Origin of the sequence: Streptomyces sp. RG80, assembly GCF_040446465.1 — a bacterium.
Classification (GTDB): domain Bacteria; phylum Actinomycetota; class Actinomycetes; order Streptomycetales; family Streptomycetaceae; genus Streptomyces.
In genome coordinates, this window is record NZ_JBEAAJ010000023.1 from 1 (window position 1) to 13,320 (window position 13,320).

Annotated in this window: 10 protein-coding genes; 5 read left to right on the plus strand and 5 right to left on the minus strand. The window is 70.0% G+C overall.

Annotated features, from left to right (window positions below; translation table 11 throughout):
• The first annotated feature begins 637 nt into the window (after positions 1 to 637).
• Positions 638 to 931: a transposase gene (locus tag ABKA17_RS46660; RefSeq protein ID WP_353698557.1), complete on the plus strand. Its 294-nt coding sequence runs from the start codon at positions 638 to 640 to the stop codon at positions 929 to 931.
• A gap of 348 nt (positions 932 to 1,279) precedes the next feature.
• On the opposite strand, the gene ABKA17_RS46665 is transcribed toward ABKA17_RS46660, so the two are convergent.
• Positions 1,280 to 3,550 carry an MMPL family transporter gene (locus tag ABKA17_RS46665; RefSeq protein WP_353698558.1) on the minus strand — a complete coding sequence of 757 codons (2,271 nt, stop codon included), beginning with the start codon at positions 3,548 to 3,550 and terminating at the stop codon, positions 1,280 to 1,282.
• A 175-nt stretch (positions 3,551 to 3,725) separates the two neighbouring features.
• On the opposite strand from ABKA17_RS46665, the gene ABKA17_RS46670 reads away from it, so the two are divergent.
• The 3 genes from ABKA17_RS46670 (at position 3,726) to ABKA17_RS46680 (ending at position 6,180) form a co-directional block, all read left to right on the plus strand.
• Positions 3,726 to 4,898 (plus strand): sensor histidine kinase, encoded by a 1,173-nt coding sequence (locus ABKA17_RS46670; protein ID WP_353698559.1) that lies wholly within the window; start codon positions 3,726 to 3,728, stop codon positions 4,896 to 4,898.
• Positions 4,873 to 5,535: a response regulator gene (locus tag ABKA17_RS46675; RefSeq protein ID WP_353698560.1), complete on the plus strand. Its 663-nt coding sequence runs from the start codon at positions 4,873 to 4,875 to the stop codon at positions 5,533 to 5,535. Before ABKA17_RS46670 ends, ABKA17_RS46675 begins: the two co-directional genes overlap by 26 nt.
• A gap of 228 nt (positions 5,536 to 5,763) precedes the next feature.
• Positions 5,764 to 6,180, plus strand: a complete 417-nt coding sequence (locus ABKA17_RS46680; RefSeq protein WP_353698561.1) for a hypothetical protein — start codon at positions 5,764 to 5,766, stop codon at positions 6,178 to 6,180.
• A gap of 290 nt (positions 6,181 to 6,470) precedes the next feature.
• Here ABKA17_RS46680 and ABKA17_RS46685 read toward each other — a convergent pair whose 3' ends face one another.
• A complete protein-coding gene (locus ABKA17_RS46685) occupies positions 6,471 to 7,781 on the minus strand; it encodes a replication-associated recombination protein A (RefSeq protein ID WP_353698562.1) in 1,311 nt (436 codons plus the stop codon).
• Between the two features lie 227 nt (positions 7,782 to 8,008).
• Between ABKA17_RS46685 and ABKA17_RS46690 the strand changes: the two genes are divergently transcribed.
• Positions 8,009 to 8,947, plus strand: a complete 939-nt coding sequence (locus ABKA17_RS46690; RefSeq protein ID WP_353698563.1) for an AraC family transcriptional regulator — start codon at positions 8,009 to 8,011, stop codon at positions 8,945 to 8,947.
• Here ABKA17_RS46690 and ABKA17_RS46695 read toward each other — a convergent pair.
• From ABKA17_RS46695 to ABKA17_RS46705, 3 genes are all read right to left on the minus strand, one after another.
• Positions 8,913 to 11,450 carry an excinuclease ABC subunit UvrA gene (locus ABKA17_RS46695; protein WP_353698564.1) on the minus strand — a complete coding sequence of 846 codons (2,538 nt, stop codon included), beginning with the start codon at positions 11,448 to 11,450 and terminating at the stop codon, positions 8,913 to 8,915. The genes ABKA17_RS46690 and ABKA17_RS46695 overlap by 35 nt on opposite strands.
• A 63-nt stretch (positions 11,451 to 11,513) precedes the next feature.
• Positions 11,514 to 11,945, minus strand: coding sequence for a YybH family protein (locus ABKA17_RS46700; protein ID WP_353698565.1), 432 nt, complete (start codon positions 11,943 to 11,945; stop codon positions 11,514 to 11,516).
• 88 nt (positions 11,946 to 12,033) lie between these two features.
• Positions 12,034 to 13,014 (minus strand): alcohol dehydrogenase catalytic domain-containing protein, encoded by a 981-nt coding sequence (locus ABKA17_RS46705; protein ID WP_353698628.1) that lies wholly within the window; start codon positions 13,012 to 13,014, stop codon positions 12,034 to 12,036.
• Positions 13,015 to 13,320: the final 306 nt, after the last annotated feature.

Here is a 13,320-nt window from a genome sequence, read left to right on the forward strand (position 1 = left end):
TGCGCTGCTCGGCGGTCAGCCCGCCGCCGTCCGGATACCGCATGCCTCCGGCGTAGCAACCCTGGCGGACCGTGTCACCGGTCCCGACATAAATCCAGACCCCGAAACGCAGAAGTCAGTAACCTCGTCTCCGTTGGGGGTGGTGATGGAGCAAGTGGTTTTCGAATCCGTCAGATACTCCGCTGTGTGCCAGGACTGCGGTGCGGAGCTGGAGTGCTGGGGAGTCCAGGCCCTGGTGGACGGCCGCTTGCGTTGGGACGTTGAGTCATCTTGTTCCGCATGTGGATTCTCGGCAGCCGCGTGCGGCAGCGACATGCCTGCTGAACAGCGGGATCAGATGCTCTCCGAGCATGGACCCCGACGTTGCAGGTGAGCCGCCCGCCGGCCAGGAGCGTCGCCATCATGCGCGTGCTTCGGGCTGAGCTCGGCATTGATCTGATGAACGCCAAGACTGTGCTGCGCCGGGTGTTGGACGGTGATCACGAAGGAACGCTTCCCGAAATGGAGCGTCTGGCCCGCGCCCTTCGGGAGTCCGGCATCGCTGCTGCAGCTACTCGCCCCTAGTCGTCTGATCCTGGTAGCTCTGTTTCGGTTCGCCTGGGCTCGGTGCCCTTTTTCTGGCGAGCGGGCCGGCCGTATGCCTCGCCGGTGGCGAGGAGGCGGCTACCACACCACCGCCATCGACAACGGCGCCCGTCTCAGCCTTGATGTCCACCCCGTACACCGCCCGCCCGGCACCCGGGGGTTCACGATCACCCCGAGACGGTGGACGATCGAGCGCAGCCTCGGCTGGGCCATGCACCACCGACGCCTCGTCCGCGACTACGAACGCCAGCCGCAACGCTCCGAAACCACGATCCATCTCGCCATGATCGGCCTCATGGCCCGCGCACACACCGGCGAAGCCACCCCGAACTGGCGCGGAACCTGACCCCGGAGGGGGTACCAGTCCGAGGGGCGGCAGCTCAGGTGGGTGGGCATCGCTCTCGGGCACGGGCTGGCATCGTCGATGCTCCGCGCGGGGACCGCCCCCCCTGGCCCGCCACGGACGGTGGCCACAACCCCGCCTGGACAGGATCAGCACCCTTGCGCCAGCACCTCGCGCCCCTGGACCTCGCACGCGACCAACCCGTCTTCTGGCGCAGGCCACTGTGCAGGAACGTTCCGCACCCGCCAACTGCCAGCTCACATCCGGGCCGCCAGCTCAACCTCTTCCCACCCCCGGTCAGTTGCCGCTCCCAGCGCGGTCACCATACGAACAGCGCACCATTCGCCTGACTCAACGGCCAACCAGCCCTGGACGCGGGGCCTCGCTCGTGAACTCCGCGTCGGCGTCGTCGGTATGGACCGGGCCGCGGGGAAGCATCCGGTCCAGCCACTTCGGCAGCCACCAGTTGGTCTTGCCCAGGAGTGTCATGGTCGCCGGCACCAGCACCATGCGTACGACCGTGGCGTCGATGAAGATCGCGGTGGCCAGGCCGAGCCCGAACATCTTGGTGGAGGGGTCGTCGGCGACGGCGAAGGACAGGAAGACCGCCACCATGATGAGGGCGGCCGAGGTGATGATCCGGGCGGTGCGCGAGACGCCCTCGACGATCGCCGTGCCGTTGTCGCCGGTGCGCAGGTACTCCTCGCGTACGCGGGAGAGGAGGAACACCTCGTAGTCCATCGACAGGCCGAACAGGATGGCGAAGAGGAACATCGGGATGAACGACACGATCGGAACCGTCGCTTCCAGCCCGATGAGTGCGCCTCCCCAGCCCCACTGGAAGACCGCGACCATGATGCCGTAGGCCGCGCCGATACTCAGCAGATTCAGCAGTACCGCCTTGAGCGGTACGAGTACCGAGCGGAAGACCAGCATCAGCAGCAGGAACGACATCGCCAGCACGGCGGCGACGAACAACGGCAGGCGTTGGCTGGTGCGTTGGCCCACATCGGACAGGCTCGCGGCGGCGCCGCCGACGTGGGCCCTGGCCGGGCCGTGCCCGATCGCCGTGGGCAGCACGTCGGTGCGCAGCCGGGCGATGGTGTCGGCCGTGGCCTTGTCCTGAGGGCTGCTGGTCGGGAACACCACGACGGTCGCGATGCCGGTGGCCCGATCGATGTGCGTCGGCGCCACGGATGCGATGCCCGGATCCGCCGAGACCGCCCCGACGAGTCGGTCCAGCACGCCCGGTTCACCGGTGGGGTCCGCGGCGATGACGAGGGGACCGTTGGTGCCCGGGCGGAACCCCTCGGCGACGAGGTCGTAGGCGCGCCGCTCGGTACGGTTCTGCGGCAGTGAGCCGTCGTCGGGCAGGCCGACGCGCAGGCCGAACACGGGGAGCGTCGCGGTCAGTAGCAGCCCCGCCGCGCCGACCGCGTACAGCACCGGGTGCCGACTGACATGCCCGATCCAAGGCCGCCAACCGGTGGCGGGAGCGGAGCCCGCCGCCGGGTCCCGCCGCCGTGCGCGTCGGCCCGCCATCCGGGTCTGCAGAGCCCGACCGATCCGGCCGGCCCGGCCCAGCCGCGGGCCCGCCGCGCCGAGGAAGGCCGGCAGCAGCGTCACCGACGCGAGCACCATCGTCAGGACGACGATCGAGACGGCAATCCCGCCCACCGTCATGAACGGCACGTTCGCGACCGCCAGGCCGAGGATCGATACGACGACGGTGCCGCCGGCGAAGACCACCGGCCGCCCCGCCGTTGCCACCGCTCGTCCGGCCGCCGCCTGTGGGTCGAGCCCGCACGCGAGGTACTCGCGGTGCCTGGCGAGCACGAACAGCGCGTAGTCGATGCCCACTCCGAGCCCGACCATGCTGCCCAGGACCGGTGCGAAGGTGGGGACCTCTGTCACCCCCGCCAGCACCGTCATCGTGGCGACCCCGACGGTCAGCCCGAAGACCGCCATGCCGATCGGCAGCGCGGCGGCGACGAGCGAACCGAACGCCAGGAACAGGATCGCGGCCGCGGCGAGGAGGCCGATCAGCTCGCTCACGCCGCCGTTGGGGTCGGAGAAGGCGTAAAAGAGGCTCCCGCCCATTTCGATGCGCAGCGGCAGTTCGGCGCGCAGCCGGTCGCCGAGATCGACGAGGGCGTCAAGGTCTTCGGCCGACAGCCGGCTCTGGTCGGGGTACTGCACCCGGACGACCGCGATCCGCCCGTCGGCCGAAACGAGGCCGCCGCGCACGGCGGTGTCCCTGCCCGTGTCCAGTGCCCCCGCCGGGTCGCTCGCGGCGAGCACGTGCGGCAGCCGCTTCACCTCGGCCCGCAGCCGCGTGAGAGCGGTGCGCGCGCCGTCGTCGTCGAAGAACGTCGCACCGTCGTCGAGGGGGGTGACGACCACTTGGGCGGTCATCCCCTCCTGCCCGGTGCCTGCCCGCTCGATCAGCTCCGCGGCCCGCCCGGAGTCCAGTCCCGGAGCGGTCATCGAGTCCGCCGTACGCCCGCCCAAGGCGACGGCGGCAAGGACGGCGAGCGTGGCGGCGATCACCCATGCTGCGATCACCCGCCAGGGATGGCGGGCGGCGCTTACGCCCAGCCGCAACAGGACTTTCGAGAGCATCGGGTCCTCCAACCACCTCGCCGGCCGTCCTTGTACGGCCACCGATGCCGAGGCTCGCCGCCACGGCGCTTCGCGGCATCGGCCCGCGGGCCGCGGATCCGTCGGCCCCGAGGCGGAGAGACGACCCGTCCTTTCGGCCGATGCGCGCCACGCCGTAGTCCCTAGGCTGAGAACCGTGCTCCGAGACGACCTGCGAACCCTGTGGACCGAACCCCGGCCGCCCGACGCGCCCGCCCGGGTGTGGCGGGACTGGGCACTGCTCGCCGCGGGCCTTGCCGGTGTGGCGCTGGAGGCCACTCTGCGCGAGCACGTCGTGTGGCGACCGGTGGCGGTGGTGTTCGCCGTATGGCTGTGCCTGCTGCCCCTGTGGCGCCGGACCCGCCCGCTGGCGGTGGTGACGCTGGCGTTCGGCTCGGTGACCCTGCTTCAGGTGGCCTCGCTCGTCGCCGCACAGCGCGAGTCCGTCGGCCTGTACACCGGCGTGATCGTGCTCGTGCTGGTGTACGCGCTGCCCCGGTGGGGATCGGGACGCGAGATCGTGCTGGGCGGCTCGGTGAGCCTCGCGGCCGGCACGCTGTGTGTCCTCATGGACGACACCCCGGTCGTCGAAAAGGTCGTGGGCTTGGTCTTCCTGCTGCTGCCCGGCGTGCTCGGTGCCGCCGTACGGTTCCGGGTGACCGCTCAGGAGCGGCAGTTGGACCAGTTGCGCTCCCGCGAGCGCGAGCAACTCGCCCGGGAACTGCACGACACAGTGGCCCACCATGTATCGGCCATGGTGATCATCGCTCAGGCGGGCCGGGTACTCGCGGGCGCCGACCCGTCCGCCGCCGTCGAGGCGCTGGAGGGGGTCGAGGAGGAAGGGGCGCGCACGCTGGAGGAAATGCGCGCCATGGTCGCCGCGCTGCGCGACCGCGGCGTCGGCGCCGAGCTGGCACCTCCCGCCGGAGTCGCGGATCTGGAGCGCCTGGTGCGCACCCCAGGTGGTCGCCTCAAGGTCGACCTGGGGCTCGACGGCGAACTGGACGCGCTGCCCCCGGCCGTGGACGCGGCCGTCTACCGGATCGTGCAGGAGTCGGTGACCAACTCGCTGCGCCACGCGGCCGACGCGACCGAGCTCGTCGTCCGGGTCGCCGCGGAACGGCACACGGTACGGGTGAGCGTGCGCGACAACGGCCGCCGCACCGGCCGGGGTCGCGACGGATACGGACTTACCGGACTACGCGAGCGCGCGACCCTGCTCGGCGGCACACTACGAGCCGGCCCGGGTACCGACCGGGGCTGGCACGTCGAAGCCGAGCTGCCGAGAGCGAGGAGCGAGAGCGGTGTCCATTCGCGTCCTCGTCGCTGACGACCAGACCATCATCCGCACCGGGTTGCGGATCATACTCAACGCCCAGCCCGGCATCGAGGTGGTCGGCGAGGCCGCCGACGGGCGGGAAGCGGTACGTCTGGCCCGCGAACTTCGCCCCGATGTCTGCCTGTTCGACATCCGCATGCCCGAACTCGACGGGCTGGAGGCCACCCGGCTGCTCGCCGGCCCGGGCGTCGCCGACCCGCTGGCCGTGGTCGTCATCACCACGTTCGACCTCGACGAGTATGTCTACGGCTCACTGCGTGCCGGCGCCCGCGGCTTCCTCCTCAAGGACACCGGACCAGACCTTCTCGCCCAAGCCGTGCGATCGGCGTCCGACGGTGAGGCACTCATCGCGCCCAGCGTCACCGTCCGTCTGCTCCAGACGTTCGCGGACCTACCCGCCGGCCGGCCCGTAGCCCAGCCTGTCTCACCCGTCACCGCCCGCGAGGAGCAGGTACTCATCGCCGTCGCTCGCGGACTGACCAACACCGAGATCGCCGACGCACTACACATCAGCCTCAGCACGGTGAAGACACATCTGGCCAGCCTCATGGCCAAACTCGGCGCCCGCAACCGGGTCGAGATCGCAATGTGGGCCTACGAAACACGCCGCATCCTCCCCGGAACCTGAGCCGGGTGCCGGGCCATGGCTATGCCCCCCGCCCTGACATCCAGAGCACCGGTCGGCCACGTCGGCTCCACGTAGGGAGCATGGTGGTGTGCAAAGGGGGCTGTCGCGGAATTCGCTCGTCCACACCTTTCGTGTGGTCCAGCGACACTGACCGGGCGGCCGACTGGCCAGGTCCGGCACCAGGAATCCGGTTGGGCCGCCCATGGACGATGCGTACCCTGTCGAGCCATGTGCTACCACGCGTTCAACGGCGCCTTCCGGCACTACGTGTGCGTCGCGTGTCGGCTTTCCTTCAAAGGCAGCACGTGGCCGATCCGGAAGCGCATCTGTCCTGGCTGTCGTGAGCAACTCGTCTTCGCCGGTTACGACTTCGCCGCGCCCCGGCGACGCGACACGAAGGCATGGTCCGTCGTTGCAACGGTGCTTGCGGAGGGCCTGACCTACGATCACCGCCCTGGCTGCGGCTGCTCGCGACTGCCCTCCTTCCGGCCCCGGACCCGAGCTCAGGTGCGTGTCCGGCGCCGCGCAGCCGAGCGGCTGGGCCTGCCGCTGTCGGTGACCCTCGCCCGCCGCGACGCCTTCACCTCGGAAAGCCGCGACGAGCAACCACCCCCTCCGTCAGCAGCACAGCGCGATACGACGTGAGCGTCACGTCGACGGGGCAATCCGCGCTGGCCATGTGGGCGGTCACGCATGGTCCGCCCCGAGAAGAGCCATCTGTGGCTGGAGTGATCACGGCAACGAACCCTCCTGGATACCCCCGTTCACCGGGCTGCGGGCGAAGACGGACACGCCGTGGACCCCACCCTCGCCGACCGCCGCGCCGCGGCGGTGACCGCTGCCGAACAGCTTTTCCCCCGAGCGCGCTGAGACACCCCGGACCGGCGACCGCCTTGTCCGATCCTTCCCCGAACAGCGCCGGCCGCCCTTGTCCCTCACCTCTGCCTACGAGCCCGCAGAGCGGCCCACTGGCGTAGACGCTCGGCGATCTGCGCTTCGTAGCCGTTGCGGGTGGGTTCGTAGTACGTCTCGCGGCTCATGGTCTCGGGGAAGTGGTCGGCGCCGGAGAAGCCGTCAGCGGTGTCGGGGTCGTACTGATAGCCCTTGCCGTAGTCGAGGTCCTTCATCAGCCTTGTCGGCGCGTTGAGGATGTGGGCGGGCGGCATGAGCGAGCCGGTGCGTCGGGCGGAGCGGTGGGCGGCGTTGAAGCCGCGGTGGACGGCGATGGATTTGGGGGCGGTGGCGAGGTAGACGACCGCTTGGGCGATCGCCAACTCGCCCTCGGGGGAGCCGAGTCGCTCGTACACGTCCCAGGCGGCAAGCGTCTGCTGGACGGCGTGCGGGTCGGCCATGCCGATGTCCTCGTTGGCAAACCGGGTCAAGCGGCGGGCAATGAACAACGGATCCTCGCCGCCGTCGAGCATGCGGGCCAGCCAGTACAGGGCCGCGTCCGGGTCGGAGCCGCGCATCGACTTGTGGAGCGCGGAGATCAGGTTGTAGTGGCCTTCCTGTGCCTTGTCGTACAACGGGGCGCGCTGCTGGATGTGGTGGGCGAGCGCGGTGGTGTTCAGGGGGGTTTCGGGGGTGGGGAGGGCCTGGAGCTGTTCGGCCATGTTGAGGAGATAGCGGCCGTCGCCGTCAGCCATGGCGATCAGGGCGTTGCGGGCGTCGTCGCCCAGGGGCAGTGGGTGGCCGATGAGGTTTTCGGCGCGGTCGAGCAGGGTGGACAGGGCTCTCTCGTCGAGGCGTTTGAGGATGAGGACCTGGGTGCGCGAGAGCAGGGCACCGTTGAGTTCGAAGCTCGGGTTCTCGGTGGTGGCGCCGATCAGGGTGATCGTGCCGTCCTCGACGTAGGGCAGGAAGCTGTCCTGCTGGGCCCGGTTGAAGCGGTGGATCTCGTCGACGAACAGCAGCGTGCCCTGCCCGACGGTGCGTCGACTGCGGGCGGCGGCGAATACCTTGCGCAGTTCGGCCACGCCGGAGAAGGTGGCCGACACCGGTGCGAAGGCGAGGTCCGCGGCGTCGGCGAGGAGCCGGGCGATGGTCGTCTTGCCGACGCCAGGTGGCCCCCACAGGATTGCGGAGCTGAGGCGGCGCTGTGCGAGCAAGCGGCCCAGTGGGGCGTCCGGGGCCAAGAGGTGGTCCTGTCCGACGACGTCCGCGAGGCGGTGGGGGCGTAGGCGGTCGGCCAGTGGGCGGGGCGGCTCGTCGTCGAACAGCGGCAGGGTCGGTTCGGTCGGTTCCATCGGTCTTCCGGGTCGTGGGGCGAGGTCACAGGGTTGCGTGCCGGGCGTCGGCTGCGGGCTCCCGGGAATGTCGTCCGCTCGGTGTACGGCGGGCCTCACGGCGACGAAGCCAGTCACGGTGGTAACGCCGGGCGGGGACCCTGGCGGGGCGGGTGGTGCGTGTGTGTGCGGCGCGGTTTCCCATCGTCGCCCGGAATCTGGCAAAACGGGCGGTAGGCTGCGGACACATGATGGTCAACAGGCGACAGCCCGAAGAGGACCGCGTGCCCCTGTACGGCTTCCAGCCCCCGGTCGGTACGCCCTTCGGCCTCGAGGTGACCACCGTCGAAACCTTCTTCGCCCAGCACGACGACTGGCCGTGGAACCCGCCGGTCCCGGGCCGGGCCACGTTCCACTACCTCATCGCGGTCACCGAGGGCGAGTTGTCGCACGACGTCGACCACGTCACGCGGACCGCGGCCCCCGGCCAGTGGCTGTGGGTACGCCCCGGGCACACGCAGTGCTGGCACCCGCCCGGCGACGCGCGCGGCCCGTTCATCCTGTTCGAACCGGAGGTGCTGCGGCCCGACATCGCCCGCCTCCTGGCCCCGCTCACCGCGCACGACGCCCCGCCCGTGCTCACCCCGCACCCCGACGACGCAGCATGGCTACAGCAGACCGCGCTCCAACTCCTGGACGAGCACCGCGCGTTGGGCCGCCGCCCGCTGGGCGCCCACCACGCGCTACGGCGCAGCCTGCTCGAATCCCTGCTCCTGCGCCTCGCGTACTCGCCGGGCGTCCCCCAGGCCACTCCTCCCGCCGCCCCAAACACACACAGGCGTTTCCTGGACCTCCTGGAACTTCACTTCCGCGAGAAGCATCGGGCCTCGGAGTACGCCCAACTCCTGGGCTGTTCGGTACGCACCCTCAGTCGCGCGGCCCGGCAGGCGACCGGCAAGGGAGTACGCGACCTCATCGACGAACGACGCCTCCTCGAAGCGCGTCGGCTCCTTGGCAACGCCGGCTGGAGCGCCCGCGCGGTGGCCGCGCATCTCGGCTTCGGCGACACCTCCAACTTCGGCCGCTTCTTCCGCCGCCACACCGGCCTCGCCCCCGCCGCCTACGCGGCCCGCGAGGTGACGGACCGTCCGGTCACGGACGACTCCGGCGGGCCGGGGGCCTGTTGACCACATCGCGCAGGTACCGGCCGGTCACACTCTCCGCGCTGTGGGCGACCTGTTCCGGGGTGCCGGTGGCGACGATGCGCCCGCCATCGACGCCGCCGCCGGGCCCGAGGTCGACGACGTGGTCGGCGTTGGCGATCATGTCGAGGTCGTGCTCGATGAAGACGACAGTGGCGCCGTTGCCGACCAGACGTTCCAGGACGGTCAGCAGGACACGCACATCGAGGGGGTGCAGGCCGACGCTGGGTTCGTCCAGGACGAACAGGGCGTCGTGCTGGTCGCGGTCGAGTTCGGAGGCGAGCTTGAGCCGCTGGGCCTCACCGCCCGACAGGGCCGGGGTGGCTTCGCCGAGCGTGAGATATCCGAGCCCGAGGTCCTGCAGGGTCTCCAGGCGGGAGCGGACCTTCTTCAGATCGCCGGCGTGCTCGACGGCCTGGGAGACGGTGCAGGCGAGCAGCTCCGGCAGGGTCGGTCCGGGGTCGCCGTCAGTCCCGTGCGGGGTACGGCGGATCGCGTCGGCCTCGGGGGCATAGCGGCGCCCCTCGCAGTCGGGGCAGACGATGTCCACGTCGGGCAGGAACTGGACGTCTAGTTCGATCTGGCCGGTTCCCTCGCAGGTGGGGCAGCGCAGGCTGCCGGTGTTGTACGAGAAGTCGCCCGCCTTCAGGCCACGGTCCCTGGCTGCCGGTGTGGCGGCGTACGCACGGCGCAGATCGTCAAGCACACCGCTGTAAGTGGCCACGGTGGAGCGGACGTTGACACCGATCGGGGAGGCATCGACGACGTTGACGCGGGTGATGCCGTCGGCAATCAACTTACGTACGTGGGCGGGAAGTTCAGCGCGTGCCGCGTGGGCCTTCAGGGCCGGGACGAGGCTTTCCAGTACGAGGGTGGTCTTGCCCGAGCCGGAGGCGCCGCTGACGGCGGTGAGCCGTCCGCGAGGGATGTCGAGGTCCAGGGCGTGCACGGTGTGCAGCGGGGCCGTCCTCATCTGGATGCGGCCCGTCTTGAAAACGTCGTCCGCGTCGGGGCGGGCGCGCACGAGGATGTCCTCGCGGCCGGTGAGGAAGCCGCCGATGCGGGAGTTCTTGTCACCGCCGATGCCGTCCAGGGTGCCCTCGGCGATGACGGTGCCGCCGTCGCGTCCGGAGCCGGGCCCGATCTCGATGAACCAGTCGGCCTGGCGCAGGACCTGGGTGTCGTGGTCGACCACGACCACCGAGTTGCCGTCGGCGAGCAGGCTGCGGATGACACCGAGCAGCCCCTCGACGTTGGCGGGGTGCAGGCCGATCGAGGGCTCGTCCAGGACGTACAGGACGCCTGTGGTGCGGTTGCGCACCGCGCGGGACAGTGCCACGCGTTGGCGTTCGCCTGTGGACAGGGTGGCTGAGGCGCGGTCGAGGGTCAGGTAGCCGAGACCGAGTTCGATGAGCCGCTGGGCGGTCTCCACCATCTGGTCGACGACGGCGTGCGCCATGGGGGCCATCGGCTTCGGCACCATGGCGGGGATTGTGCGTACCCAGGCGGTGACGTCGTCGAGGGTTTTGGCGGTGGCGCCGGCGAGGTTGATGCCGTCGACGATGCTCGAGCGGGCCTGCTCGTTCAGGCGGGTGCCGCGGCAGTCCGGGCAGGTCTGGACGGACAGGAACCTGTCGACACGGTCGAGCCCCTTCTTGGTGGTGGCCTTCTTCAGGGCCTCCTCGACCGCCTGGCGGGCGTTGCGGTAGGTGGCGTTCAGCTCGAAGAGCTTGCCGTTCTTGGCCGGGTACAGGATGACGCGTTTGACCGGCTCCCCCTCGAAGACAATGTTCCGTTCCTTCTTCGTCAGCTTCGCGAACGGGATGTCGGTACGTACGCCGAGTTCGGCGGCCACCTTCGGCACGGCCGCGAGGCCGAACATCGACCACGGCACGACCGCGCCCTGGTCGATGGTGCGTGAGGGATCGGGCACGAGGGCGCCCTCGTCGACCTCCCGCACGGTCCCGGTACCGGCGCAGCGCGCGCAGGCTCCCTCGCTGTTGAACGCGTACGCCTCCGCGCTCGGCGGCCCGAACACCACCCCGCACTCCGGGCACGTCAGCGGCAGGTCGAGAGCAACGTCCATCGTCGGCTCCAGGCGGTGCCCGTTGGGGCACTGGTGGTGGCCGAGACGGGAGAAGATCAGGCGCAGGCTGTTGAGGAGTTCGGTGGAGGTGCCGAACGTGCTGCGCACCCCGGGAACGGCCGGCCGTTGCCGCAGGGCGAGCGCGGCGGGCACGTGCTCCACGCTGTCGACGGCCGCCCGCGCCGCCTGGGTCAGGCGGCGCCGGGTGTATGTGGACAGAGCCTCCAGGTAGCGGCGCGATCCTTCGGCGTACAGCACACCGAGGGCAAGCGAGGACTTGCCCGAGCCGGAGACGCCGGCGATCGCGACGAGCTTGCCCAGCGGCACCGTGACGTCGATGTCCTTGAGGTTGTGCACGCGGGCCCCGTGCACGGTGATCGCGTCCGGCGCAGCGGTCGACACGGAGTCTTTCGTCCTCTGCTTCGCAGGCTTGCCCACTGACTGGTCCTTTCACGGGCCTCCCGGTCAGGAAGCGATCTTCTCTGTAACGGTCTCGGAGAACGCCCAGTTGGAGTGCACGATCCGCCACTGACCGTCGATGAGCTTGTAGCCGTGGGAGGCGTTCCAGGCGCGCAGCTGCTCCTCCTCGCCGTTCTCGTCGAGCACGTAGGTGTTCAGGTTGTAGGCCAGGACAGCGAGGTCACCGTTGTCGCTGACGTGGACCAGTGGGTTGAGGTACTCGCTGCGCACGATGTGCGGGTCGGAGTAGATGGAATCGATCCATGCGATGACCTTGTCCCGGCCGACCAAGATGTTCTTGAGGATCGGGTCGAAGTAGCTGACCTCGTCGGCGAACGCGTCGAGGTAGCCGCGGTTGTCGCCGGCGCTCCACCGCTCGTTGAAGGACTTCTCCAGCTCGATGATGGTCGTGCTGATTTCTTCCTTGTTGACGCCCATGCCGCTTCCTTTCGTGCATGCCGCGCCGGGCCGACTCTGACCTGACCGGCGCGGGGTGGTGTGTTTCTCAGCGGAGTGGTGTGTTTTCTCAGTCGTCGAGCAGCACCACGTGCTTGCCCGGCGTCGTGCCGGCCTCGATGGCGGCCTGGGCATCGCGGACCTGCTCCAGGCCGCGGTGGACCTTCGCGACCGGGGCCTTGAGCCGTCCGTCGGCGATGGCTTGCAGTTGCTGCTGGAACACCCGCGCGGGCAGGTCGGTGGCCTCACCCGCATAGCTGGTCAGCCGTACCCCGTTGGGGATCATGAACGGGGTGAAGCCGGGGATCGTCCACTGGCCCGCCAGAGCTCCGGTGAAGCAGACCGTGCCGTGCCGGCGAACGGTGCGGAAGGTGTCGGCGAGGACCGAGCAGCCCACCAGTTCCAGTACGGCGTCGACACCCTCCGGCATCAGCTCGCGCACCTGGTCGGCGATGGTGCCGTTGTCGACGAGCGGATGGTCGACGCCCACGGCCCGCAGTTCCCCCGCCCTCTCCGGGCTGCGGGTGGTGGACAGCACGGTGGCTCCGAGGTCCTTCGCGATCGTGGCCGCGCTCAGCCCGACCGTGGAGGTGCCGCCGCGGATCAGCAGCGTCTGACCCGCCCGCAGGCCGAGGCCCGTGACGAGGGAGCCGTAGGCGGTCTGGAACATCTCCGGCAGCGCGCCGGTGACTTCCCACGGCAGGTCGGACTCGAACGGGATCACCTGTCCCGCGGGGACGGTCACGTACTGGGCGTACGAGCCGTCGAAGGTCCGGCCCATGCCGCCCATCATGGTCGCCACCTGCTGCCCCGGGCGCAGAGCACTGTCCTCGTCGGCCTGATCGACCACACCGACGCCCTCGATGCCGGGGATCCGCGGGTAGGTGACCTCCGGGTCCGACTCGCCCTTGCGCGTGGTGACTTCGGACTCGTTGACACCGAACGCCTTCACCTTGATGCGCACCCATCCGGGCTGCGGCTCGGGCATCGGCACTGTGGTGACCTGCAGGGCACCCAGGCCACCGGGCTCAGAGACGACGACCGCTCGCATCGTCGCAGAGGCGGCGCCTTCGGACGCTGCACGCTTGTCCATGCCGGTTCCTTAACTGATCGAGTACAACCCCCGTAGAGCCGCCAACGCCGGGGTCCGCCGCGAAGCGGTCGCCGCGGCACCTCTCGATCCTCTGTCGGCATCCAGCGAATCGGTCAGTCGGTTGCGGACATCTGGTTGTCAATGGCGGACACCCAGCGAATCCCCCAGCGATCGCAAGGCTCCACCGGACCCTCATCCCCCTGTCACCAGTGCTGTGCGGTGCCACTCACATCACAGCCTCACCCGCCCCAGAAGACAGGAGGT